The sequence below is a fragment of the Agilicoccus flavus genome (assembly GCF_014857905.1).
Classification (GTDB): Bacteria; Actinomycetota; Actinomycetes; order Actinomycetales; family Dermatophilaceae; genus Agilicoccus; species Agilicoccus flavus.
Genome location: NZ_JACYXE010000001.1, coordinates 117490 through 142294 on the forward strand (window position 1 = coordinate 117490; position 24805 = coordinate 142294).

Genomic DNA, 24805 nt, shown 5'->3' on the forward strand with positions numbered 1-24805 from the left:
ATGCCCGCAGGTCAGGGGGTCCGGAACCGGGACGTGATCGCGGCCGCGATCTCGAGATACGCCTCCCGGGTCTCCGGTGAGAGCAGGTCCCACTCGATGACGGCGCCGTCGGCGACGTGCGGGTCCGCCGGCACGACGACGAGGTCGGAGGCCCGCCCGAGATGCTCGAGCACGGCGTCCTTGTCGACGCTCCGGCTGACGAGGTCCTTGGCCGTGAGCACGACGATGCTCGTGCGCGCGAGGTGCTCGAACCCGTTGTCCTCGAGCCACTGGATGGTCTCGGCCGCCCGGCGGGCCCCGGTGATGGACCACGCGGCCGGCACGACGACCGTGTCGGCGTACTCGAGGATCCCCTCCATGAGCGGGTGGGTCACCCCGGTGCCGCAGTCCACCTGCACGAACGAGTAGTACTGCCGGATGACCTCCATGATGCGGCGGAAGTCGGCGGCGGTGAGCGAGTCGCCGAGCGTGGGGCTCGGCTCGCCCGGCAGCATCGTCAGGCGGCCCGAGGTCACCGTGAACCGGGAGAGGTCGTCGAGGCTCGCGATGCTGTCGACCTCGCGCGCGAGCGCGGAGACGCCCGAGAGCTGACGCCCGACGACGCGTTCGGCGAGGTCGCCGGCGTCGGGGTTGGCGTCGATCGCGAATACCGGGTCGGGGCGCAGGTTCGACAGCGCGAGCGAGGTCGCCGCCGTCGTCGACGTCTTGCTCACCCCGCCCTTGAGGCAGAAGAACGCCGTGACGTGCTTGCCGCGCAGCTGCGTCGCGATCTGCCGGTCGCGGTCGAGCTCCCGCGCCTCCCGGGCCCCCGGGCCGGGGTTCCACCGGCCGCCGGTCGCCGTGTAGGCGAGAGACTGCCAGCCCTGGCGCGGCCGGACCGACCGCCGCCGCAGCATCGGCGCGGGCTCCGACGTCGACCACGTCCGGGCGGGGGCCGCCGCCGGTTCCGTCGTCGCGGCCGCCGTGTTCGAGGGCCCGGCCGGCGCCGTGGTCATCGCCGACGGAGTGGTCGCCCCCGAGGCAGCCGGCGACGCGCCGCTCTCCGCGGGGCCGGGCGTCCCGGTTGCCGCCGACGCGGGCGTCGCCGCCCCGGCGGCGCCGACGTCGGCGCGGTTCGTCTTGTCGCGGTTCGTCTTGTCACGGGCGTACGGGCTCGGCGGGAACCCGGTGCGCTCGGGTCGTGCTGCGGTCATGGCTGCTCCTGTCGGCTCCGGGTGGCACGCGGGCCCCGCGTCCGACCGCCGCGAGGCGGCGGGCGCCGGGCGGCGCGGTCGAGGGTGCGGGCGGGACGTTCCGCGTCACACCCCCTGGAGTGGTGTCGGGCCGTACGGCCGGCGCCGGTTCTCAGGCGCAGGCCGACCGGGCCCGCTCACGACGACGCGCGGCGGCGTTGTGGCCGCGGCACTCGTCGCAGCGGCATCCGCGACGGTAGCTGTTCAGCGAGCCGGACCCGCGGGCGTGGGTCGGCGTGCGGTCGACGTCCGAGCCGCGCGAGCGCGACGGGACGAGCACGCCGGACGAGGCGCGCGACGGGGTGAGGAGCTCCGCGAAGAACTTGCGGCGCTGCTTCGTCGTCGTGGACGCCCGGTAGCCGATGTCGTTCATCCGCAACGCCTCCGCCAGGCAGTCCTCCCACACCGGGCAGGTCGAGCAGATGCGCTGGAGGCGGGCCGGCACACGGTCCTCCTCGTACTCCGGCGTCCACTCGTTCGCGCCGACCCCCGTGTCGCGCCGGCACGACGCCGTCTCGTCGAACGAACGGCTCGGGTTGGCGATGCGCGCCTTGAGCGAGCTCATGGACAGCGCGGCGTCGACGTTCGTCGAGAGCCCCCGGGCGCTGTGCAGGTCTTCTACGGTCCGCATGGTTGTTCCCCCTGTGTCTGCGGTCGATCCTTCTGGAGTCTGCGGAGCGGTCGCTGCCGGCGTCAAGACGGGAAGAGCCCGGGATGCATGCGCTGCGGGACCGTCCGCCCGGCTCCCCATGACGTCGCGCCCCTCGCGGCCGGGCCGGGCCACCCGCGCCCAGACCGCTACGGACCGCGGTGCCGATCCGCGCGATCAGCGCAAAGGGCAACACGAATCCCCTTGTCGGACAGCCGATCAAGACGAGCGATCGACCCGCTCGTCCCGGACGATCGACCAACTTCGACGAGCGTCCGCATGACTGTATATACGGTGATGCGACGCCCTCGCCCTCGCCGACGGCGCCGCCTCGGATGTGACGCATATCACGCCTGTGGGTCGCCGGGGAACGCGCCGACCGAGCCCGCGCCCGCCGCGCCCCACGCCGCAAGCGTCTGCACACCGTCCGCGCCGGCGCACCCGCGCGGTGGCCGCCGGTCGACCCCGCGAGCCCCGCCAGCGCGGCACGCGGTGCGACGGCCTGTCGGATCCGCTCGGCACCCACACCCGGTACGGCCACCCGCGGCCCGCATACGCTGAGCCCGTCGCCGCCGCGCCCCGCCGACCCTCGCGTGAGTCGAAGGGCCTCGGAGCGCGACCGGACACGGCGGGCCATGCCCGCCGACCGACGCACGAGCGAGAAGGAGGACGGATGGCGAATCAGGCCACGGCCGCCGCCCCGGCATCGTCCGCCGAGGACACGTCGGCCGACCCCGGCGACGCCACCCCGCCCGGCCCCCCGCCGGGCTACCTCACGGCCGAGATGATCGCCGCCGACCTCGCTCGCGTCACCGGCAAGAAGGCCGTCCCCGCCTCGACGATCCGCGCCATGGCCAGCCGGGGTCAGCTCCCGGCTCCGGCGCCGTGCCGGTGGGGCCGGCGAACCCTGTGGGAGTCCGAGGCGATCGCGGCGTGGCTCGCCCGCCGCGAGGCCAAGCACGTACCGCCCGGCGTCGTGCGCCAGATCCAGCGCCGCCTGGCCGCCCTCGACGAGCAGTCCCGCGAGACCGGCAACGACGCCCGCCTCAAGCAGGGCGTCCGCAACGCCTACCGCCGCGGCCTGTCGCTGCAGCAGATCGCCGACGCCATCAAGGTGAAGAACGGCGACCACCACCCCACCCGCGAGGCCGTCCGCTCCCGCTTCGGGCCCTACCTCTAGGCGCGACCGGCCCCCTGGACGCCTCCGGTCGCCGGCCGGCGCGGCGATCGCCCCGCAGGTCACTCCCGCCTGTGCGCTCTGTCGCCCTGGTTTCTACGCCCCGCCGGGATGCCTGCCGCACCCTCCACGCCACGGATGCAGTGGCCGTCGACTCTCCCGGCACGCGCGACCCAGGTGCGCGGGCCGATTCGGGGGCAGCGGATCGACCTCGGCCGAGTGCGTGACCGGCGTCGTCGCGGGCCGTCCTGGAGGCGCGGCGCGCGAGCCTCCAGGCGTTCATTTTTCAGGTCCACATCACGAGACGAGGCCGTGAATCGCCAGCGTCGTTGGCGGGGACGCGGTTCCGATTCGTCCGAGTCGGCGGCACTCCGACGGGCCTGTGGACAACTCCGTCGGACGGCGATGTGGGCGGTCGCGCCGCCACTACTGTCACGGCGTCGCCCACCCCCTCCCCATGATGTGGAGACAACTCGTGACCTCGCGCATCCCCGCCTCGTTCCGCCGACGTGACACCGGACGCGTCCCGCGCGCCCACGACGCCGACCTCCTCGCGAAGATCGGGGCTCGTGCCGCCGGGGCCACCCTGTTCGTCGCGCTGGCCGCCGGCGCGGGCAGCGCGGTCGCCCACGCGGAGACCGCACCACCCCCGGCCGACCACGAGGGCGTCGACCACGAACAGGCCTCCGACCGCGAGCAGGCCTCCGACCACGACGCCGAGGCCCGTCCCGACCAGCCCCAGGACCAGGACCAGGACCAGGACGAGGCCCCGACCGCCCCGGAGCCCCCGTCGTCCGCGGCGACGGCCTCCCCCGGCGGCGACGCCGAGAGCGGTGGCGGGGACGACGCTGCGCACGACACGACCGGCGGCGGGGACCGATCGGGCGGCGAGGACCGGTCCGGCGGCGACCGGCCGGCCAAGGCAGTCGCCGACACCCACGGCGAGGGCGGTGGCGGTGGCGGTGGCGGCGAACGATCCCAGGACGGTGCGGACGCCGCTCGCGAGACCCCCGACCCGGCACGCGCCTCCAGCACCGCCACGCCTGACACCGGGGACGAGCGCGAGCCCGAGCGCGGCGCGGAGCCCGCCCAGCCCTCGGACCGACCCGCGGACCCCTCGGCCGACTCGTCCGAGCCGAAGACGGGCCAGGAGGGCGAGCGCGGGGACCGTCCGCCCCCCGCCGAGACCGGCGAGGATGCGCACCCCGGCCCCGTCCCGACCGATGCGGCGCCGGATGCCACCACACCGACCCCCGACGACCACCCCGCGAGGACGGCGCCGGGCGCCGACTCGACGGCGTCGCCCTCACCCACCACCGACGGTCCCACCCCGGCCGGCCCGGCCGCGGCCGATGCGGCGCCGACGACGCGGGAGTCGCCGGCCCGGCCGACGACCGCCCGACCCGCGTCGGAGTCGGAGTCGGAGCCGAGCACCCACGCCGCCGAGCAGGCGCCTGCGCCGTCCGCCGCGGGGAGCGCGGAGACGTCGGGGCCGGGCGCACCCGAGGGACCCGCGGTCGCGGCCACCTCGACCGAGCAGCCCACGGTGTCGGTGCCATTCGGGCAGACCGAGCGGCCGGGCGACGGGGTCGAGCCGGGCCCCGGGTCCGGACCGATCGGTCAGGGGCCCCGGGCGGGGCTGACCGGCGACGACGGGACCGGTCCCGCGACCACGTGGGCCGCCGCGCGCCCCGCCGCACCGCCGAGCGGGCGCCCGACTCCCACCGCCGACGCGAGCGACGCGGTCGCCTCTCCCGAGAAGGAAGCCGCCTCCGCCGCTCCGGCCCGTGACGTCGCGCCGACGCCCAACGCCGCCTCCTCGTTCCACGCGATGTCGAGCGGGACGACGGGGTCCGGGCCCGTCGGCCCGGCCCGGCCCGAGCAGGTCGCCGCCGCGCCCGGGTCGTGGCGGGAGGTGAACGTCGACGACCTGTTCGACGACGTCCTCGAGTCGCTGTCCCGCGCCGGAGGCCCGGCCGATCGCGCGCCGGCCCCCGACCGAGCCCGGCGAGAGGACGACACGACGGCGGCCGCAGACGGGTCCGACGACACGCGGCGCCGGGCAGCGGAGGGCGACGACGCGGCGACACCTGCCCGGCCCGGCACGCCGACGCCGCGCAGAGACCTCTCGCCCGACACCGCGGTGGAGGACGACCCGACCCCGGCGGCCCGCCCGAAGCCCGGCAGGGGAGCCGCGGACCGCAAGGCCACCCCGGCCGGCCCCGCGAAAAAATCCGACGAAGGAAAGGCCCGCGGGAAGGCGGACCCGAAGGCGGCGCCCGAGGCCGAGCGCGAGGACCGACCGCGACGGTCCGGGCGCGTCGGCGCGGCCGACGGCCCCTCGGCCGCCCGCGCGATCCGCGACGCCCTCGAGGACGTCACCGAGGGGATCGCCCGCGACCTCGAGCGACTCACGCGGCCGAACGCCTCCCGTCGCGACGCGGCCGACCCCGCGCCCCGGCGCACCGCGCCTCGCCCCGCGGCCACCACCGGCCGCGGCGGGGACGACCCTGAGGACCGTGCGTCCGACGGCGGCGCGGCGCCGCGCTCGGCGCCCCGCGCCGAGCGGCCGTCCCCGGCGGACGAGGACGCCGACACCCGCGACGACACCACCGACGGGCCCACCCCCGGCCGGGCCCCTGCCGGCCCGGCTCCGACCAGCCCCACGACGCCTCGCGGCTCGGCACCGACAGCCACCCGCAGGCGCGACTCTGCGCCCGACGCGACCCCCTCCTCGACCCCCTCTGGCTCGTCGACCCCACCGGCCGCGCCGCTCAGGCCCGCCGACCCGAGCCGAGACCGCCTCGGCGAGGGCGACGACACGCCGGCGTCGACCGGTCCGGCCCGTTCGTCGGCCACGCCGTCCACGTCGGCCTCCCCCAGGTCGACGGCGCCCACGAGCACCGTCGCCGGGCCCGACCGACCGGCCCCGGCCCGGCCGCCCCGCCCGCTGCCCGCTCCGTCCGGCCCCGACGCCCGCCAGGCGCCGAGCTACCCGAGCGCCCCGGCCACGCGACGCACCTGGCGCAGCGGCGCGAAGGTCGACGGCGCGCCGTCCCCCGCGCGCGAGGTCCGCAGGCGCCTCGGCCGTGAGCCCGACCTCGTCGCCGTCGAGATCCCCGCCCGCTCGTGGTCCGACGTCACCCGCCCGAGCGTCGTGCCCCGCGACCTCGCCTCGTTCGCCGGCCCGAAGGTCGTCTCCGCACCGCTCCTCGTCCAGGCCGCGACCCCTCGGGCCTGCGCGAAGGGCGCGTACCGGAAGCACTGGGAGTCCCTCGCGACACACCTGCGTCCGCACCTGCGCGGCGGCCTGACCGTCGAACTCGTCGACGTCCCGGCCGACGGCGAGACGGGCGCCTCGGCGAAGGTCCGCGCGGGCTGCGTCCGCGACGTGGCCTCCACGCTGCGGGCGCGCCTGCCCGGCGTGCACCTGGCGTGGGGCATCCAGCTCGGCGGTCGCCCCGGCGACGCCCTGCTCGACCCCCGCGTCCGGTGGCCGGGGGCCGCGTCCGTCGACGTCATCTCGCTGCGGGTGCCGCCGCAGACGCCCTGGGGGCGCCTCGTCAACGACCCGCGCGGGCTGGCGTTCTGGTCCGACTTCGCCCGGGCGCAGGGCCGGCGGGTCGCGATCTCGGACTGGAGCGTGCCGGCGGGCGACCGCGCCGACGGCGCGTACGTGCAGGACATGTTCGAGTGGCTCGCCCGCACCGCCCGCTCCGGCGGGCTCGCCTACGACGTCCACCGCCTCACCCCGGCCGGGGCCGACGCCGCGGCGAGCACCTACCGCCGGTTGTTCCACCCGTGAGGCGACCCGATCCCGACGGACCGGACGGCCCGTCCCCCACCGACGACCCGGCCGCGGCCGGGGCCGACCCGTGGGGCGAGCTCGCCTCGGGCGCCGACGCGTCCGGGTTCGACCCCAAGGACGTCCCGCCCCGCCCGGTCGTCGAGGTCACCTTCGAGGTGGGGGCCGACGGGCGCACCTACGCCCGCGTCGACGGCCTCACCGTGCGCACGCGCCCCGGCGAGACCCCGCGACAGGCGGCCATGCGCACGGTGCGCCACCTCGTCGACCGCATCGCGTCGGTGGACTCCTCCGGTCGCCGCTCCCCGGCCGTGTTCGCGCGCATCCACGGCCCGAACCGGACGAGTCGGCTCGTCGTCGCGCACCGCGACGGGCGGCTGTTCCTCCCGCCACAGCCCGGATCCACCACCACGCGGCCGGCGGCCCTCGTCGCCGCGACACCCGCCCTGCGCGTCGCCGGCCCCGGCATCGCCCTGGCCGCCGATTCGAGCCCGGACTCGGGACACACGGTCCGAACCCCGAGCACGACGACGGCCGGCGCCGCCACCGCCCTGACGGCCCGGTCGGAGTTCTCGAACGCGAGGTGGCCCGGCGTCGGGCGCGTGGGCGCCGCGTGGCAGGCGCCGGTCAAGGGCGTGGCCGCACCTCCCCCCGCCTACCCGCTCCCCACCGCGAGGCGCCCCGCCGACGAGACGACGGTCGGGCGCGCCGCGCCGGGCGACACCCCCGATCCCGGGGCCACCGGGGACGAGGACGAGGCCTGGAGCCGCACGTTCCTCGACCGCGGTGCGGCGTCCGAGACCGGCGCTCACCCGTTCCGCCCTGCCGATGCCGACACCCGCTCCCACCCCGGTCCGGCTCGCTCCGGCGCGGAGCACCCCGACGTCGCGACGCGGCTGCCCGGGCCCGGCGCGGAGGCGGCCGAACCGGCGGATCGGGCCGTCGAACGCGAGGTCGACGACGTCGAGCACCCGGTCGTCGCCGCCGTCGATGAGCCCGCGTCGCCGGAGCCGTCGCCCGCCGCGCCCGCGGTCGCCCCCGACCTCATCGGACTCGTCGCGCGGCGCGCTCCCCGCCGGACGGGGCTGCGCGAGCGGGGTCGGCGGTCCTCGCCGACCGCCGCCCGGGGCCGAGGACGCGCCCCGGCGCCCCCGCACGCACCGGCCCCCGCCGCCGCGAAAGACCCCGCCGCCCCCGGCGCGTCCGCCCTCGAGACCGCCCCCGGGCGGAGTTCCAGGCCCGTGCGCCCGCGCGGGACCCGACCGACCACCGCGCCGCCACCCCCGCGCTCGGCGGCCGGCCCCACTCCGCGCCGTCGTCTCGTGCTGTCGCGGCCGGTGATCGCGATCCTCGCGGCCGCCGCGGTCGTGCTCGCGTCGGCGGGGTGGTTGATCACGAGCCTGCTCCGCCCGCCGAACGCGCCCGGCCCGGCCCCGTCGGCCTCGTCGGCCTCGTCGACCCGCCTGCCCGTGCCGCCCCCGCCCGGCTACACCTCGGACGTCCGCTGGAGCACCCCGGCGCTGGCGCGCGAGGCCGGCGCGGTCGTGGCCGTGGGCCAGAACCGGGCCGACCTCGCCTACGTGGCCGCCGACCGCAGGGTGCACGTCGTCGACGCGATGACCGGGACGGATCGCTGGTCGGCGCGGCTACCGGACGGCGCCCTCACCGGGCCTCCCACGCCGACGCGGATCGACGGGCGGGACGTCCTCGCCACGCACGTCGGCACGACGCTCGCGTGGTGGGACGTCGCGGACGGGCGGCACGGCGCGACCCTGGCCCTGCCGGCCCAGGCCCGCGTCACGTTCCTCGGCACCTCGCCCATGGTGGGGCTCGACGCCCGCACGGTCGGGGTGATCCGGTCCGGACGGCTGCAGCGGGTCGCGGTCCCCGGCGGGGCCGCGCCGCTCGCGGCACAGGAGGGCGTGGTCACCGCGGCGGCACCCGTCGGCTGGTGGCACCTGCGTCCCGGCGTGGCCCCGGCGCTGCCGACCCCGTGGGAGGCGGACGACCCTGCCCCGGGCGCCCCCGCACCCCGCCCGGAGGTCGTCGGCTACCTGGCGGGCTCCGTCCTCACGCTGAGCGCGCCTGACGCGCAGGGACGCCGGTACGTCGCCGTCCGCGCCGACCTCGACTCGAGCATGCCCGTGAGCTTCCGCGGCCTGCACGCCGACGCGGGCGCGACGCCGGCACCCTGGCGGCCCTCGCCGTCCGGGACCTGGGGCGTCCTCGGCCGCACCCTCGTCGACGTCGACGCGGGCCGCGTCACCGACCTCGGGGCCTGGACCACGACGTGGGTCACCGACGACCGCGCCTACGGCCGCATCGGCGACCAGCGCGTCCAGGCCGGGCCGCGCACGCCGCGCGGCACCCTCCCCGACGGCGCCGCGCTCGCCGAGGCGCAGGTTCCCGCCGGCGCCGCCGTCCGGGTGCGCGACGGCGACGCCGAGATCGTCCACGTCGTGCCGCCGGAGCAGTAGGGCGCGCTCGGTGGCACTCCGGGCGTCGGCCCATGCCGGGCACGCCGGCCCGGCGCGCTGTCAGGACGCCGCGGCTCAGGTCGGCGCGCTTCAGGACTGCGCGCTTCAGGACGGCGCGGGCTCGCTCCGCTCGACCGCCCGCACGAACGTCTCGCGGGCGGGCAGCCAGGCGAGAGCGGCGACGAAGAGCACGACCCCGGTGACGGCGAACGCGGCGCCGAAACCCCAGGCGTCGGCGATGCGGCCCGCGACGATCGGTCCGAGGATCGCGCCCGAGTCCTGCGCCATCTGAAAGGCGGCGAGCACCTTGCCGCCGTTGCGGCCCTGCCCGACGACGTCGGCGACGGCCGCCTGCTGCGCCGGGTTGAGCAGGCCCGCGCCGACCCCACCGACGAGCGAGAGGGCAAGGAACGCGGGCAGCGTCGTCGCCCAGCCGGTCACCCCGGTCGCGGCGGCGCCGACGAAGAGCCCGACGAGGATGAGCTGCTTGCGGCCCCGGGCGTCGACGAGGCGACCGGAGACGTTGAGCGCGAGGGCGTTGCCGACCGCGAAGAGCGTCAGCGCCGGGCCGGCCCACACCGCCCCCAGACTCACCACGGCCGCGGCGAACATCGGCAGGAGGGCGACGCGGACGCCGAAGTTGGCCCACCCGTTCGCGAACGCCGACACGAGACTCGCCCGATAGGCCGAGTCGCCGAGCACGTCGGCGACCGCGAGCGGCTCGAGCGGAGGCGTGCCGGGCGGCGGACGCAACGACGCGTTCGACAGGAAGACCGCGACGACGCCGGCGGCCACGAGCAGCGACACCGCGTAGACGAGGAACGGGACGCGGTACCCCCAGCCCGCCATGAGACCGCCGGCGATGGGCCCGGCGATGTTGCCGATGAGGAACGCCGTCGCGTACGCCGACGACACGCGCCCGCGGATCGACGGCGGGGTGAGCCGCACGATGAGGCCCATCGCCGAGACCGTGAACATCGTCGACCCGATCCCGCCGAGCCCCCGGAACACGAGCAGTTGCCCGTACGACTGGGCGAACGCGCAGGCCCCGGTGGAGACGGCGACGACGAGCAGCCCGACGAGGTAGACGGGCCGCTCCCCGAGCCGCGCGATGAGCGCGCCGCCGGCCGGGGCGAAGACGAGCCGCATGAACGCGAAGGCGCTGACGATGACCGAGGCCGCCGCGACGCCGACGTCGAAGCTGCGCGCGTACTGCGGCAGGACGGGCGAGACGAGCCCGAAGCCGATGGCGATGACGAAGGCCGACGCGATGAGCACCTTGATCTCGCGCGGGATCGGCGGCCGGGGGTCGGTGGGGGCGGTCGCGCCGCCCGGAGCATTCGCCATGACGCGCTCCAGTATGCGCGCGGGCGCGCGGGCCGTCGCGGATGGGACACTGGTCGCCAGGGCCCCGAGCCGTCGGCGCCGCCCGGCCGCTCCCGGCTGCTGCCGGAAGGGCCCGTCAACGGAAGGACGCGGATGTCGTTGTGGGGTCGGCGTTCCCGCCCGGACGCAGGGCCGGCCGCCCCGCCGGCGGCGGAGCCCTCTGCGGAACTGCCTGCCGCGGAGCCCTCGACGCCGGATCGCCCGCCGGTGGAGCCCGCGGTCGACCTCGGACCGCGCCGGCGCCGCCAGGCCGAGCGCGCCGCCCGCGACGCCGCCGGCCAGATCGAGACCCGCCGGCTCCGCCACGCGTTCCGGCGCCCGGCGCGCGGCCGGCACAGCGGGGGCGGCCTCGAGGCGGGGGGCGCGACTGCGTGGGGGAACCGGCGGACACGGGAGGCGCCGGAGGCGCCGGCCGCGACCCTCGGCGTCACCACCCGCCGGTTCGCCCCGGCCCCGGAGTCCGCCGTCCCGCACGTCGCGCTCGACGTCGGATCGGTGTGGCGCGCGGCGTGGGTCGTCGTGGCGGTCCTCCTGCTCGCGTCCGCCGCCATGTTCTTCTTCAGCGACGGTGCGCCCGTGCTCTTCACGGCCGCGATGGCGTTCTTCGCGAGCATCGCCCTCGAACCCGCGGTCGGCCGGCTGGCCCGGGTCATGCCTCGGCCGTTGGCGACCGCGGTCGTCATGCTCGTGCTCGGGGCGGGCATCGCCGGGTTCTTCGTCAGCTTCGGCGGCCTGCTCGCCAGCCAGGTCACCCAGCTCGTCGTCAACGCACCCGGACTCGTCACCGGCGGCGTGAACTGGGTCAACGAACAGTTCGGGACCCAGGTCGACCAGCAGGCGTTGCTCTCCCAGGTGCGGCTCGACACGACGAACGTGACCGCGCTGGCGACGACCCTCGCCGGCGGCGTGCTCGGCATCGTCAACAGCGTCGCGTCGGCGGCGTTCACGGCGTTCTCGTTCCTCTTCTTCACCTTCTACCTCTCCGCGGACGCGCCGCGGTTGCGCGTCTGGGTGGCCCAACTGCTCCCCCCGTCGCAGCAGGTCGTCTTCCTCACCCTGTGGCAGCTCACGCTGACGAAGATCGGTGGGTACGTGGCCGCCCGCGTCGTCCTCGCGCTCATCTGCAGCGCAGTGACCGGCGTCTTCCTCTACCTCATCGACATGCCGTACTGGCTGCCGCTCGCCATCTGGACCGGGGTCGTCGCCCAGTTCGTGCCGACCGTGGGCACCTACCTCGCGATCAGCCTGCCCGTCCTCGTCGGCCTCCTGGGCGACTCCCCGAGCAAGGGCCTCGCGACCTTCGTCTTCGCCGTCGCCTACCAGCAGGTCGAGAACCTCACGTGGGAGCCGCGGATCAGCGCCCGCGCCGTGAGCGTGCACCCGGCGGTGTCGTTCGCCTCCGCCATGCTCGGCGCGGCGCTCTTCGGGGTCGGCGGCGCGCTCGTCGGGGTGCCCGTGAGCGCCACCCTCATCGCCGTCTTCGACATCTACAAGCAGCGCTACGAGCTCTCGGCCCTCGCCGAACAGCAGGCGATCGCCGTCGTCGACGGCGCGGACACGCGCACCTGACGCCCGCGACGCCCCGCACCCCGCTCGCCCCCCACCGGCATCGGCGTGATACCCCTAGGGGGGTACCGGTATCGACCCCAGCCGAAGGAGCCGCGCATGTCCGCCCTGCCCGTCGAGTCCGTGACCCGTACCACACGCCTGCACCGCGCCCTCACCCTCATGCCGTCCGTCGCGTCCGTCGCGGCCCTCGCGCTCGCAGGCTGCGGGTCGTCCTCCGGCGGGGGTGACCACTCCGGCCACGGCGGGTCGACACCGGCCGCCTCGTCGGCCCCGGCGACGGCGTCGGCGGCCCCCACGGGCCGGGCCGGCGACATCGCGTTCGCGCAGATGATGATCCCGCACCACGCGCAGGCCCTCGAGATGTCGCGGACGGCCCTCGACCCGGCCCGCAGGGCATCGGCGCCCGTGCAGGCCCTGGCGCGTGAGATCGCCGCCGCCCAGGGCCCCGAGATCACGACCATGCGCGGCTGGCTGAACTCGTGGGGCGCCCCCACCGCCGCGCCGTCGGCCTCCTCGGGCCACGCGCACGGCGGCACCGACACCGGTACCGACACGGCCACCGAGACGAACGGCGAGACCATGGGCATGATGTCGGCCCAGGACATGGCCGCCCTGGGCCAGGCCACCGGGCCGGCCTTCGACGAGGCGTGGCTGTCGATGATGATCGAGCACCACGACGGGGCCGTCGAGATGGCCGAGCAGGTGCGGTCCACGACCCAGGACGCCGCCGTGCGCGCGTTCGCCGAGCGGGTCGTGACCACCCAGCGCGCCGAGATCGACCGGATGAACACGCTGCTGGGCTGAGACGCCGGGCGCATTCGCTACAGCGGGGCCCGGATCGGCCGATGGGAGTGGGTCGGATCCCTCACCGAACCCTCCGGAGCGATCATGAGCATCTCGTCCACGTACGGTCCCGACCGCTGGCGCCCGACGCCGGCCCCGGTCGCCCCGACCGCGCCCGCTGCCGGCACCGACGCGGCCGCGACCACGGGCAGCGGCCGCCGCTTCTCGGTCCTCAACGACTTCCGCTACCTCAGCGACGCGGACAAGCAGCTGCTCGGCGCGGCGACGGGCGAACGCATCGAGCCGGGCCTCACCGCGGGCACCGGCGCCGCGAGCGCGTTCGCGCAGCAGCTGGCGCTCGACCGGCGCACCGGCGAGCTCGCCCCCCACCAGGAGGTCACCGGGGTCTACCTGCGCAACGCCGCCGCGGAGATCGACCGGGTCAACGCCGGCCGCGCCGGGTTCCGCAACCCCTACTCCGGGGACGTCCTCGAGCGCGCGGTGGCCTACCTCGAGGCGAACGGCCGGGGCCGGGCCGACATCCGCCTCTGACCCCACCGCCCCGACCCGGGCCCGACGTCCGTCCGGCTCGCGGCCGTCCGGCTCACAGCCGGCCCACGTGGCTCACAGCCAGCCCACGTGCGGGGCGAGCAGCGCGTACCCGACGAAGGCGACGACGTCGAGGAGCGTGTGCGCGACGACGAGCGGGGCCACCCGCCGCATGCGCAGGTACACGAGGCCGAGGATGACCCCCATCGCGACGTTGCCGGCGAAGCCGCCGAACCCCTGGTAGAGGTGGTAGGTGCCGCGCACGAGCGCGGAGGTGAGCAGGACCGCGGCGACGGGGGCGCCCGCCGCCGACCAGCGCGCGAAGAGGTACCCGATCATGACGACCTCCTCGAGGAACGCGTTGCCGAGCGCCGCGAGGACGAGCACCGGCACCGCCCACCACACGTCCGCGAGACCGGCGGCCGACACGGTCGTGTTGAGCCCCAGCGCGCGGGCGCCGAGGTAGACCCCGAGCCCGGGCACGCCGATGACCAGGGCGAGGCCCGCGCCCAGGAGCAGGTCGGACCCCGGGCGGCGCGCGTCGAGCCCCATCGCGGCGGCCGCGGCCCGCGTCCCGGGGCGGCCCGCGGGCCGGGGCGCGACCGCGCCGAGCAGGTAGACGGCGAGCAGCGCCGGCACGACCCCGAGCCCCACCCCGGCGAGCTGGTAGGCGAGGTCGAGCCACGGACGGTCCGGGGTGACGGCGGCGTTGAGGCTGGAGGTCTGGCGGTCGAGCGACTCCGCCTCGGTGAGCCGCCGGACGATGGCGAGGACCGCGTAGATCGCCGACGACCCGAGGCCGACGCCGAGCACGAGCAGCGTCTCGCCGACCAGGGCCCGCCTCGCCGGCCCACCGGTCGCCCCGGCCGCCGCCGATCCGCCCATGACCGCCTCCTGTCCACGTCCGGCCCGTCCACGCCTGCGCATCCGCTCCCCCTCACTCCCGGCCGTCCCACTTCCTGGCCGTGCACACCCTGGCCGTCCCACGGCCTACGGGAGCCTGCCGCTCCGACGATAGGCGTCGCCCGCCCCGCGGCCCGCCGGGGACGCCTCGAGTGGGGCCGTAGGCTCGCGCCCATGAGCACCGCACCGACCGCGCCCGATCTCGACGCGGCGCCGCAGGCGTACTACGTCCCGCTCGGCGGGGGCGACTACCGGCCGACGTTGCACGCCCAGGGCGCGTGGCAGTCGCACGAGCAGCACATGGCCCCCGTGTCGGGCCTGCTCGTCCACTGCCTCGAGGCGTTCGAGCCGAGCGAGCACCTGCAGATCGCCCGGATCACGTTCGACATCCTCGGGATGATCGGCGCCGACGTCACCCACGTCGAGTGCCGCACGCTGCGGCCGGGGCGCACGATCCGGCTCGACGAGGCCGTCGCCTCCGTCGGCGGTCGTCCCGTCGTCCGCGCGACCGTCTGGCGCCTCGCGACGGCCGACACGACGCCCATCGCCGGCGGCGGCGAGGCTCTCCTGCCGGGCCCCGACCAGATGCCGGAGTGGCCCGGCATGACGAGCCGGTGGGCGGGCGGGTTCATCGCGTCGCTGGGGGCGCGCACCGACACCCCGGGCGCGAACGGCTCCGGACGGTTCTGGATCCGGCAGTCGAAGACGATCGTCGAGGGCGAGGAGTCCACGCCCCTCGCGTCGTACGTCGCCGTGGTCGACGCGATGAACGGCGTGGCCCCCCACGTCGAGCCCGTCGACTGGATGTTCCCGAACACCGACCTGACGATCCACCTGCACCGCCCGCCGAGCAGCGCGCGGTGGGTGGGCCTGGCCACGTCGGTGACCGTCGGCGCGAGCGGCCTGGGCGTGACCTCCGCGGTCCTGCACGACACCTCGGGCCCGATCGGGCGCGCCGAGCAGATCCTCACGGTGCGGCCCATGCCGGGGCGCTGACCCCGCCGCAGGCCCGTCGCGGACCGGGAACGTGGGAGGCTGCCGCGCCCGCTAGGCTCGTCCAATGGACCTCACGTATCGACTGCTCAACGTGTTCACCGACGGGGACGACCCGTTCGCCGGCAACGGCGTCGCGGTCTTCGAGGACGCGCAGGGGGTCTCCGACGAGCTCATGCAGGCCCTCGCGACCCAGGTCAACACCGAGACGGTGTTCATCAAGCGCAGCGACGAGGGCGCCGACGCCGACGTGCGTTTCTTCTCCCCCGAGAAGGAGACCGGCTTCATCGGCAGCGCCTCCCTCGCCACGGCGGCGGTGGTCCGCGACCTCATCGGTGGCACCGGTGACGTCGTGCTCCGCGAGAGCGAGCGCGGCACGTACACGGTGAGCCACGAGGGCGACCTCTGGGTCATCGCGGGGCGCTCGATCAAGGCGGAGCCGCTCAAGGCGACGCCGCAGATCCTCGCCTCGCTCGTGGGCCTGAAGATGGACGCCATCAACGGCGAGGTCATGTCGATCAACCACGGCAAGATGGGCATCGTCCTGCCGGTCCGCAACGTCGACGACGTCCGCAAGACCCGCCTCGACGCCCGCCTCCTGCACTCCTACGCGATGCTCCTCAACACCGAGCCGCAGGTCTACGTGTGGGCGCCGTCCGACGACAGGCCCGACACGATCGTGTCCCGGATGTTCTACGGCCCTCGCGGCGGTGTGCTCGAGGTGGCGGCCACGGGTACCGGTGGCCTCAACCTCGGCGCGTGGCTGAGCGCCCACGGTGAGCGCGGCATCCACCGGACCGTGCTGCAGGGCCGTGCCTCCGGCCGCCGCTCGCTGCTCGACCTCCGCGTCGACGACGAGGGCCTGATCTCCGTCGGCGGCCGCGTCACGCAGGTCGCCAAGGGCACGTTCGCCATCTGAGTCGACCCTGGTTCGTCGCCGACGGCCGGCCACCCGCGCGGTGGCCGGCCGTCGTCGCGTCCGGGCGGGCCCACCTCCGCGTGGTCAGGACCCCGGGGGGACGACGAGCGGGAGCAGGACCGGCACGAGCGCGACCGCGGCGGCGAGGACGACGAGCGTCGTGTCCGCCCCGGTCCACGGGGCGGGGTGCAGCCACGTGCGCCGGGCCCGGTCGGGGCCGGGCCGCGCGAGGTCGGCGTACCCGCGGGCCTCCATGGCCACGGTCATCCGCTCGGCCCGCCGCAGGGCCTGCACGAGCAGCGAGAACGTGAGGTCGGCCGCGAACCGGACCTGCGAGACCGGCGACCGGTCCGGGCCCAGCCCGCGGACGCGACGCGCGCGGGCCATCGACGCCCACTCCTGCCCGAGGTCGTCGAGCTGCTGGAGCGCGGCCACCCCGGCGAGGACCGGGCGCGCGGGCAGGCGGAGGCGTTGGCCCAGGTGGTCGCCGAGCTCGGAGGGGTCCACGAAGGCGGCGAGCACGATGCCGGGCACGACGAAGAACGCGACCCGCAACCCGGCGACGAGCGCCGGTTCGAGCTCGCGCGGCGACGCGAGCAGCCAGTTCGACCACGTCACCGACGCGAGGGCGAGCACCCCGGCAAGCAGGCGCAGCCACGAGACCCGGGAGCCGGCGAGCGCGAACGGCGCGGCGAGCGCGAGGGCCGCGAGGCCGGCCAGCCCCCCGGCGACGTCGCGGACCGTGAGACCACCGGCCATGAGGACGAACCCCGCGAGCAGCGGGGACAGCGGCCCGGTGCGCCGCAGCAGACCCGTCATGCGACCCTCCCCTCCCGGAGGGTGAGGACGTCGTGCGCATGGGCGGCGAGGTCGCCGTCGTGCGTCGAGACGACGACCCCGAGGCCGGCGTCGGCAGCGGCCCCGGCGAGACCGGCGACCGCGGCCCACGTGTGCCGGTCCTGGCCGACGGTCGGCTCGTCGAGCCCGAGCAGGCCCGGCCCGTGGACGAGGGCGCTCGCGACCGCGAGGCGGCGGGTCTCCCCGCCGGAGAGGCGGTGCGGGTTCCGGTCGAGGGCGTGGGTCAGGCCGAGGATCTCGGCGAGGCCCTCGGCGCGCGCGCCGGCCTCGGCCTCGGGGCGGCGCAGGGCCCGGGCGCCCGCGAGGAGGCAGTCGCGCACGGTCGACCCGACGATCGTCGCCTCGGCCGCCTGCGGCACCCAGCCGACGCGAGCGGCGAGCTCGCGCGAGCTCCAGCGCGCGAGGTCGGGCCGCAGGCCCGCCGCGAGGGCGGGGGTTGCGCCGACGCTCCCCGAGGTCGGCGCGTCGAGCCCGACGAGGAGGTCGACGAGGCTCGACTTGCCCGCACCGCTGGGCCCTCGGACGGCGAGGAGACCACCGGCCCGGACGACGGCGTCGACCCCCTCCAGCGCGACGACGGGCGCGGTGCGGGTCCGCCCGAGGAGGCGCCGCCGCGGGGCGCGCACGAGGCCGGCACCGGAGGCGACGACGACGTCCCCGGCGGGGGGTGTCCGCGGCGCGACGAGCCGGGCGGGCACGGCGATCGGGGTCGGCGGCGGGGCGCCGGGCACCCACACCCCGGTGTCGAGAAGCTCCGGGCCGCGCTCGGCCAGGACGGCCTCCAGCGGCCCGTCGGCGAGCAGGCCGCCGGGCGAGGCGGATCCGCGCCCCCCGAGGACGACGAGCCGGTCGAGGACGCCCACCCACGGCGCGAGCCGGTGCTCGACGACGACGAGGGCGATGTCCGTGCCCGCGACCGCCGCGAGCACCGCGTCGCGCACCCGCCGGGCGGAGGCGTCGTCGAGCATCGACGTCGGCTCGTCGAGCAGGAGGAGCCCGGGCCGGGCCGCGAGCACCCCGGCGAGCGCGAGCCGCTGCGCCTCGCCGCCCGACAGCGCGGACGTGAGGCGTTCGGGTCCGTAGGGGAAGGCCACGGCGTCCAGCGCCCACGCGATCCGCTCGCGGATCTCCGGCCGCGGCAGGCCCGCGTTCTCGGGCCCGTACGCGACGTCGCGGCCGACCCGGTCGGCGACGCGGGCGTCGCGGGGGTCCTGCAGCAGGAGGCCGACCCGCTCGCCCTCGGGTCGTGTCACGCGGCCGGTCGGGTCGCCGGCCTCGACGCCCTCGAGGACGCCCGCGAGCGCGCGCAGCAGCGTGGACTTGCCGGAGCCGGAGGGGCCGGCGAGCAGGACGCGCTCACCCGGCCCGACCTCGAGGTCGATGCCGCACAGGACGGGCGAGGTCGCGCCGAGCGGCGTCCAGCCCAGGCCGCGCGCCTGCACGCGGGCGCGCATCCCGGTCTTCACCCGGCCCTCACCCGCGGGCGGCGAGGTGCTCGCGGCCCGCGGGGAACGCGTCGATCGCACCCGCCCGGGCGAGCGCCCGCACGAGGGCCCAGGAGCCCAGGCCGGCGAGGAGCACCCCGGAGGTGACGGAGAAGCCGAGTGACGCGAGCTTCCACGGCCACGAGTACTCGAGGGAGTACGTCCACCACTCGTAGGCGACGACGGGCAGCGCGGCCGCCACGGCCCCGGCGAGCATCGCGGCCACGGGCCCGAAGCGGCGGAAGCCCAGGAGGGCGAACCCGATCTCGGCGCCGGCGCCCTGCAGCAGCCCCGACACGAGCACGCCCGCACCCCACGGGTTCCCGAGCCAGAACTCGAGGAGGGCGGCGATCATCTCGCACAGCAGGGCCGCCCCGGGGCGGCGCACGAGGAGGCCGCCCGCCACCGCCGGCAGCAGCCACACGCCGAGGGCGAGGGAGCCCGCCGGAGGGAAGGCCGACGTCAGCCCCGTCCAGGGCGTGTTGAGGGCGTAGTCCCAGACGATGAAGACGACGCCGAAGGCGACGCCGAGGACGGCGGTGGTGACGAGGTCGAGCCCCCGCCAGGCCAGGAGGCCGCCGCTCGCGCGGACGGTGCGGCCCCGCCCGGCGCGGCCGGGCACGTGACGTTCGGTGGTGCTCATGCGGATTCTCCCGTGGTCGACCGGCTCTCGCCGGATGCCTCGGGGGAGGTGGCCGCCGTGCACGGACGGCGACGCACCCGAGATGATCCCGACTCCCTACGCCGGTGTGAACCGGATCAGGTTCGAGGGTCTGCGGTGTCCCGCACTCTCAGCGCTCGCGCGCTCCCCTGTCGTTGTCCCGCGACCGTACCAGCGCGCGGGGCCTCTCGCGACGCCGTGCGACGCCGTGCGATGGCGCGCGAGGGCACGCGAGGGCACGCGACGACACGGCACCGGGGCGGGGGTGGGCGTGTCGCCGGGCGGCCTGGCAGACTTCCCCCGGGATCGACAACCGAGCCGACAACCGCTTCCCTGCCGGAGGAGACGCACATGGGTGACAAGGTGTTCAAGCTGGTCGGGGCCGGGGTGGCGTTCGGCGCCACCGTCCTGGCCCGCCAGATCGCGACCAAGGGCTGGAAGGCCGTCATGAACGAGGAGCCCCCGGCCAACCCGGAGGACCCCGACACCGAGATGTGGCAGGCGCTCGTCTGGGCCGTCGTCTCGGGCGCGGTCATCGCGATCGTCCGCCTCATGGCGACGCGCAAGTGGACGCAGTACTTCACGGCCTCGACGGGCAAGCGCCCGAGCAACCCCGACGACGTGAGCTGAGCTCCCCCGCCGGAGCCGACGGGCGAGGCCGCACCCGGCTCGGGTGCGGCCTCGCCGCGCGTCCCGGGGACGTCTCCGGCGCAACCGGGGCCGTCGGGCGACCCGGCGCGGGCCGTGACAGACTGCCGTGCACGCCATTACCGGGGCGTTCGACGGCCTGCGGGTCGGCTCCGCCCCCTAGACAAGGACTTCTCCATGGCCCCCCTGCCGCGCCTGCGCTCTCTGCTGCGCCCGTCGCACCCGCATCCCTCCACCGGCCCGGGCGACCCCTCCGCCGGCGCGTCGGACGAGCACCGCACCCCCGGCGCCCCCACCTCCGCACAGCGTCCCTACACGGCGCGCACGACCGCCGACGTCGAGGCGGCCGTCCCCTTCACCCTGCGCGTCGCCGCGGGCATCTCGTGGCGCCTCGCGGCCGTCGCCCTCGCCGGCTGGGGCCTCCTGCAGGTCCTCGCCGCGACGACGACGATCGTCATCCCCGTCGCCGTCGCGCTGCTGCTCACCGCGCTGCTCATGCCGGTGCAGGTGCTGCTCAACCACCGCCTGGGCCTGCCGCGCCACGCCGCGGGCGCGGTCACGGTGCTCGGGGGCATCCTCGTCTTCGTCGGCGCGGTCGGCATCGCCGGCAACCAGCTCGTCACCGGGGTCGCGGAGCTCTCGGACCAGATGGCGAACGCCGTCACGCAGATCCAGAACTGGCTGCGCACGGGCCCGCTGCAGATCGGCGGCGACCAGCTCAGCCGGTTCATCGACCAGGGCCGCGCCTGGCTCAGCTCCAACTCCTCGCAGCTGACGAGCGGCGCCCTCGCGGTCGGGTCGAGCGCGGGCACCTTCTTCACGGGCGCCCTCATCGCCCTCATCGCGACGTTCTTCTTCCTCGCCGAGGGCGACCGCATCTGGTCGTGGTTCGTACGGCTGCTGCCGCGGCCGTCGCAGGCCCCCATCCACGAGGCCTTCCGCCGCGGCTGGGTCAGCCTGGGTTCCTACGTGAAGACCCAGGTGTTCGTCGCGTTCATCGACGCGTTCTTCATCGCGGCCGGCGCTTTCGCCCTCGGCCTGCCCCTCGTGGTGCCGCTGGCGCTCATCATCTTCTTCGCCTCGGCGGTCCCGATCGTCGGTGCCGTCGTGTCGGGCGCCCTCGCCGTGCTCCTCGCGCTCGTCGTCAAGGGCTTCAGCTCGGCGATCATCATGCTCATCATCGTGCTCGCCGTGCAGCAGCTCGAGAGCAACGTCCTGCAGCCGCTGCTCATGGGCAAGGCCGTGTCGCTGCACCCGCTGGCGGTGCTGCTCGGCGTGGCCGGGTTCTCGTTCCTCCTCGGCATCGTCGGCGCCCTGTTCGCCGTCCCGATCATGGCGGTGACGAACACCGTGCTGCTCTATCTGCGCGGGCACGACGCCTTCCCGGCCCTCGCGACGGGCGCCTCCGCGCTGGAGCACTCGCCGAAGGAACTGACCCACGCCGACGGCGACGCCGAGCACGAGGAGCCCACGTCCGCCGCTCCCCGGGTCGGCGACGTGTCCCCGACCGACCTCGCCGCGCACCGGCGCCTCGACGACCTCGAGCGGCAGGGCGACGGCGGGGACGCCGGCGGCCCGCCGTCCGACCGGGGGCCCGACGCGCGCCGCTGACGCGCCGCCGCACCGACCGCGCCTCGTGCCGCCCCGGTCTCAGGGGCGCACGAGGCGCGTCTCGTAGGCGAGGACGACCATCTGCACGCGGTCGCGCAACGCGAGCTTGGACAGGATGCGGCCGATGTGCGTCTTGACGGTCGCCTCGGCGAGGAAGAGCGTCGCGGCGATCTCGGCGTTCGTCAGCCCCCGGCCCACCGCGACGAGCACCTCGCGCTCCCGCTCGGTGAGCGCGGCGAGCCGCTCGTCGGGTGAGGCCGCGGACTCCGGGAGCTGGGGCACGACGCGTTCGAGGAGGCGCCGGGTGGCGCTCGGGGCGACGACCGCGTCCCCGGAGTGCACGGCCCGGATCCCGGCGAGGAGCTCGGCCGGCCCCGCGTCCTTGAGCAGGAACCCGGCCGCGCCCGCCCGGAGCGCGGCGAAGACGTACTCGTCGAGGTCGAAGGTCGTCAGCACGACGACCCGGGGGCCGTCGGGCGAGGCGGCCGTGATGCGCCGGGTCGCCTCGACCCCGTCGAGGCGGGGCATGCGGATGTCCATGAGCACGACGTCGGCCGCCTGCCGGGCGACGAGCGCGACCGCCGCCTCCCCGTCGGGCGCCTCCCCGACGACGGTCATGTCGGGCTGCGCGTCGAGGACCATGCGGAAGCCCGCGCGGACGAGCTCCTGGTCGTCGACGAGGATCAGGCGGATCGGTCGGTCGCTCATCGTGGGTCTCCCGGGTCGGGGTCGGGCTCTGGGTCCAGGTTGGGCTCTGGGTGGTCGGGTTCGGGGCGGGCGCCGGGTTCGAGGTGGGCGCTCGCATCGTCCCGCAGCGGGATCCGCGCGGTGACGACGTACCCGCCGGGCACGGGGCCGGCCGTGAGGGTCCCGCCGTAGGCGGTCACGCGTTCGCGCATGCCGATGAGTCCGTGGCCGGCGCCGTCGTCGCCGGCAGCGGCCCCGCGGCCGTCGTCGGCGACGCGCACGCACAGGGTGTCGGGGGCGTACGTCACCCCGACGCGCACGGCGGCGCCCGGACCGGCGTGCTTGATGACGTTCGTCAGCGACTCCTGGACGACGCGGTAGGCCGCGAGGTCGGCGTCGCGCGGCACGGTCACCGGGTCTTCGGTCACGTCCACCCGGACGTCGCGGCCGGCGGCCACGAGCGGGTCGACGAGCGAGGCGAGGTCGGACAGGCCGCCCCGGGGCCGGTACTCGGGCCCGCCCGACTCGTGTCCGCGCAGCACGGAGACGAGACGGCGCGTGTCGGCGAGCGCCTCCCGCGCGGTCGAGCCGATGGTCGCGAGGGCGCGTTCGGCCACCCCGACGGGGTCGGGCCCCCCGGCCCCCACGGCGTAGGCGGCCCCGTCGGCCTGGACGACGATGACCGAGAGCGAGTGGGCGACGACGTCGTGCATCTCGCGCGCGATCCGGGTGCGCTCCTCCTCGGCCGCGAGCCGGGCGCGCTGGTCGCGTTCTCGCTCGAGGGCCTCCGCGCGGTCGCGGAGCTGCCGCACCGACAGCTCCCGCTGCCGCGCGAGCAGGCCGAACGCCCAGGGTGTGAGGGCACACAGGACGTTCCAGATCGACGTCACCACGAGGTAGACGATCGGGTCCGCCGGGGTGAAGCCGTCCGACCACGTCCAGTCGACGCCGCCGACGAGCCCGCCGATGGCCGCGAGCACGAGGTAGGCGCGGGCGAGGCGGCGGTTCCGGGCGTACCGGCCCAACGCGTACGTCATGAGCAGGACGGTGACGTTGCCCGGCAGCGGTGTGTCGACGAGGAAGAGCTGCACGAGGTGCCCGACGGCGACGACGCCGGTCGCCGACTCGGGCCGCCGGCGGCGCCACAGCAACGGCACGCCCTGGCACGCGGTCATCGCGAGCGCACCGAGGACCCGCAGCGGCGTCGCCCCGCTCACCCCCTCCGCGGCCAGCACGAACGACGCGAACAGCAGCGGGGACACCAGGGCGAGCACGATCGCGTCCCACGCCATCGGGTGGGACGCCACGAACGCCCGCGCGCGTCGTCCCTGCGTCCTCACGCCTGCCAGCGTAGGAGCGCGTGGCCCCCGCCCGCGTCCCCCCACGGTCTGACCACCGGGTCGGTCGCCGGGTGGAGCACCGGGTGGAGAGCCGGGGTGGAGCACCGGGCCCGGCTCAGCCCCCGTGCTTCCAGTACCCGCAGAAGGTGATGTCGGCCTTGGGCACGCCCGCCTGGACCCAGTACCGGCGCAGGGTCGTGACGAGGTCGGACTCGCCCACCGTCCACGCGTACACCGGGCCCGGCGGGACGGGGACCTCGCGCGCCGCGGCCAGTGCGGCCCGCCCGGGGACGTCGCCGTCGGCCGCGCGGTGCACCCACCGCAGCTCGACCCCGGCGGGGCCGCCGAGCGCCTGCCGGTCGGCGGGGCCGGGCACCTCGACGACCGCCGTGCCGACCGTGTCGGCGGGCAGCGAGGCGAGCACCCCGGCGGTGGCGGGCAATCCGGTCTCGTCGGCCACGAGGAGGACGGACCGGCCCGGGGAGGGCGGCGCGTACAGCCGCCCCTCGTCGTAGATCCGCACCTCGTCGCCCGGCGCGCACGTCGAGGCCCACGTCGACGCGGGGCCGGCGGTCCCGTCGGCCGGGTCGCCGTGGACGACGAGGTCGACGTCGATCTCGGGCCCGCCACCGTGCCGTCCCTGCGGGCGGTAGGCGCGGACGGTGTAGTTGCGCAGCGTCGGGCGCACCGACGCGGGCGCGAGCATCATCCGCGCGTAGCTCGCGCTCGTCAGACGGTCGGGCACGCGCTGCAGCGAGCCCGGACCGGTCGGCAGGTAGAGGCGGAACCACTGGTCGTACCCGAGGTACTCGAAGTGGGCGAGCTCACCGCCGCCGAGCGTCACCCGCTCCATGTGGGGGGTGATCCGCGCCCGCGCCCGCACGAACGCCGCCAGGGGCCGCGGGTCGCGCGGCTTGATGCGGGGGGCCGCCTTCGCGCGCCTGGACGACCTGGTCGCGGAGGTCGCGGAGGTCGCGGACGAGGACGCCGCGGTGGCGGACGTCTGCGTGCCGGACGTCGTGCCGGGCTTCGTGGCGGCGGGCGTCGTGGTGGTCGACAGGGTCACGGCGAGCC

General features: G+C 76.4%; 20 protein-coding genes and 1 riboswitch. Of the genes, 10 read left to right on the forward strand and 10 right to left on the reverse strand.

Going from position 1 to position 24805, the window contains the following annotated elements; genetic code table 11:
• Positions 1-11: 11 nt before the first annotated feature.
• A complete protein-coding gene (locus ICW24_RS00515) occupies positions 12-1193 on the reverse strand; it encodes a MinD/ParA family ATP-binding protein (protein ID WP_226343760.1) in 1182 nt (393 codons plus the stop codon).
• Between the two features lie 151 nt (positions 1194-1344).
• On the reverse strand, positions 1345-1863 hold the full coding sequence (locus ICW24_RS00520) for a WhiB family transcriptional regulator (RefSeq protein WP_226343761.1): 519 nt from the start codon (positions 1861-1863) through the stop codon (positions 1345-1347).
• Between the two features lie 691 nt (positions 1864-2554).
• Between ICW24_RS00520 and ICW24_RS00525 the strand changes: the two genes are divergently transcribed.
• The 3 genes from ICW24_RS00525 (at position 2555) to ICW24_RS00535 (ending at position 9340) form a co-directional block, all read left to right on the forward strand.
• Positions 2555-3061, forward strand: coding sequence for a helix-turn-helix transcriptional regulator (locus tag ICW24_RS00525; RefSeq protein ID WP_226343762.1), 507 nt, complete (start codon positions 2555-2557; stop codon positions 3059-3061).
• Between the two features lie 472 nt (positions 3062-3533).
• On the forward strand, positions 3534-6863 hold the full coding sequence (locus tag ICW24_RS00530) for a hypothetical protein (RefSeq protein WP_226343763.1): 3330 nt from the start codon (positions 3534-3536) through the stop codon (positions 6861-6863).
• Positions 6860-9340 (forward strand): hypothetical protein, encoded by a 2481-nt coding sequence (locus ICW24_RS00535; RefSeq protein WP_226343764.1) that lies wholly within the window; start codon positions 6860-6862, stop codon positions 9338-9340. Before ICW24_RS00530 ends, ICW24_RS00535 begins: the two co-directional genes overlap by 4 nt.
• A 105-nt stretch (positions 9341-9445) precedes the next feature.
• On the opposite strand, the gene ICW24_RS00540 is transcribed toward ICW24_RS00535, so the two are convergent.
• On the reverse strand, positions 9446-10687 hold the full coding sequence (locus ICW24_RS00540) for an MFS transporter (RefSeq protein ID WP_226343765.1): 1242 nt from the start codon (positions 10685-10687) through the stop codon (positions 9446-9448).
• A gap of 246 nt (positions 10688-10933) precedes the next feature.
• Between ICW24_RS00540 and ICW24_RS00545 the strand changes: the two genes are divergently transcribed.
• The 3 genes from ICW24_RS00545 to ICW24_RS00555 all read left to right on the forward strand — a co-directional run bounded on the left by ICW24_RS00545 (position 10934) and on the right by ICW24_RS00555 (position 13630).
• Positions 10934-12295, forward strand: coding sequence for an AI-2E family transporter (locus ICW24_RS00545; RefSeq protein ID WP_226343766.1), 1362 nt, complete (start codon positions 10934-10936; stop codon positions 12293-12295).
• A 96-nt stretch (positions 12296-12391) separates the two neighbouring features.
• On the forward strand, positions 12392-13099 hold the full coding sequence (locus tag ICW24_RS00550) for a DUF305 domain-containing protein (RefSeq protein ID WP_226343767.1): 708 nt from the start codon (positions 12392-12394) through the stop codon (positions 13097-13099).
• 84 nt (positions 13100-13183) lie between these two features.
• Entirely contained in the window at positions 13184-13630 is a 447-nt protein-coding gene (locus ICW24_RS00555; protein ID WP_226343768.1) for a hypothetical protein, read from the forward strand.
• Between the two features lie 72 nt (positions 13631-13702).
• Here the strand turns inward: ICW24_RS00555 and ICW24_RS00560 are convergent, their stop codons facing one another.
• Entirely contained in the window at positions 13703-14512 is an 810-nt protein-coding gene (locus tag ICW24_RS00560; protein ID WP_226343769.1) for a CPBP family intramembrane glutamic endopeptidase, read from the reverse strand.
• A 192-nt stretch (positions 14513-14704) separates the two neighbouring features.
• Between ICW24_RS00560 and ICW24_RS00565 the strand changes: the two genes are divergently transcribed.
• The gene (locus ICW24_RS00565; protein ID WP_226343770.1) at positions 14705-15526 is read left to right on the forward strand and encodes a thioesterase family protein; all 822 of its coding nucleotides are present in this window, start codon (positions 14705-14707) and stop codon (positions 15524-15526) included.
• 64 nt (positions 15527-15590) lie between these two features.
• Entirely contained in the window at positions 15591-16442 is an 852-nt protein-coding gene (locus ICW24_RS00570; RefSeq protein ID WP_226343771.1) for a PhzF family phenazine biosynthesis protein, read from the forward strand.
• 84 nt (positions 16443-16526) lie between these two features.
• Here the strand turns inward: ICW24_RS00570 and ICW24_RS00575 are convergent, their stop codons facing one another.
• Genes ICW24_RS00575 through ICW24_RS00585 form a run of 3 tightly spaced genes read right to left on the reverse strand, consistent with a single transcriptional unit; the run spans position 16527 to position 19427 of the window.
• Positions 16527-17261, reverse strand: coding sequence for an energy-coupling factor transporter transmembrane component T family protein (locus tag ICW24_RS00575; protein WP_226343772.1), 735 nt, complete (start codon positions 17259-17261; stop codon positions 16527-16529).
• Positions 17258-18766, reverse strand: a complete 1509-nt coding sequence (locus ICW24_RS00580) for an ABC transporter ATP-binding protein (protein WP_226343773.1) — start codon at positions 18764-18766, stop codon at positions 17258-17260. Before ICW24_RS00580 ends, ICW24_RS00575 begins: the two co-directional genes overlap by 4 nt.
• A 7-nt stretch (positions 18767-18773) precedes the next feature.
• Entirely contained in the window at positions 18774-19427 is a 654-nt protein-coding gene (locus ICW24_RS00585) for an ECF transporter S component (protein WP_226343774.1), read from the reverse strand.
• Positions 19428-19503: 76 nt separating this feature from the next.
• Positions 19504-19606, reverse strand: a riboswitch (TPP riboswitch).
• Between the two features lie 190 nt (positions 19607-19796).
• Between ICW24_RS00585 and ICW24_RS00590 the strand changes: the two genes are divergently transcribed.
• Both ICW24_RS00590 and ICW24_RS00595 read left to right on the forward strand, forming a co-directional pair.
• Positions 19797-20075, forward strand: a complete 279-nt coding sequence (locus tag ICW24_RS00590; RefSeq protein ID WP_226343775.1) for a DUF4235 domain-containing protein — start codon at positions 19797-19799, stop codon at positions 20073-20075.
• Positions 20076-20270: 195 nt separating this feature from the next.
• Positions 20271-21704 (forward strand): AI-2E family transporter, encoded by a 1434-nt coding sequence (locus ICW24_RS00595; protein ID WP_226343776.1) that lies wholly within the window; start codon positions 20271-20273, stop codon positions 21702-21704.
• 39 nt (positions 21705-21743) lie between these two features.
• Here ICW24_RS00595 and ICW24_RS00600 read toward each other — a convergent pair whose 3' ends face one another.
• The 3 genes from ICW24_RS00600 to ICW24_RS00610 all read right to left on the reverse strand — a co-directional run bounded on the left by ICW24_RS00600 (position 21744) and on the right by ICW24_RS00610 (position 24797).
• A complete protein-coding gene (locus tag ICW24_RS00600) occupies positions 21744-22412 on the reverse strand; it encodes a response regulator (protein ID WP_226343777.1) in 669 nt (222 codons plus the stop codon).
• Positions 22409-23731, reverse strand: coding sequence for a sensor histidine kinase (locus tag ICW24_RS00605; protein WP_226343778.1), 1323 nt, complete (start codon positions 23729-23731; stop codon positions 22409-22411). Before ICW24_RS00605 ends, ICW24_RS00600 begins: the two co-directional genes overlap by 4 nt.
• A gap of 115 nt (positions 23732-23846) precedes the next feature.
• The gene (locus ICW24_RS00610) at positions 23847-24797 is read right to left on the reverse strand and encodes a siderophore-interacting protein (RefSeq protein ID WP_226343779.1); all 951 of its coding nucleotides are present in this window, start codon (positions 24795-24797) and stop codon (positions 23847-23849) included.
• Between the last annotated feature and the right edge of the window lie 8 nt (positions 24798-24805).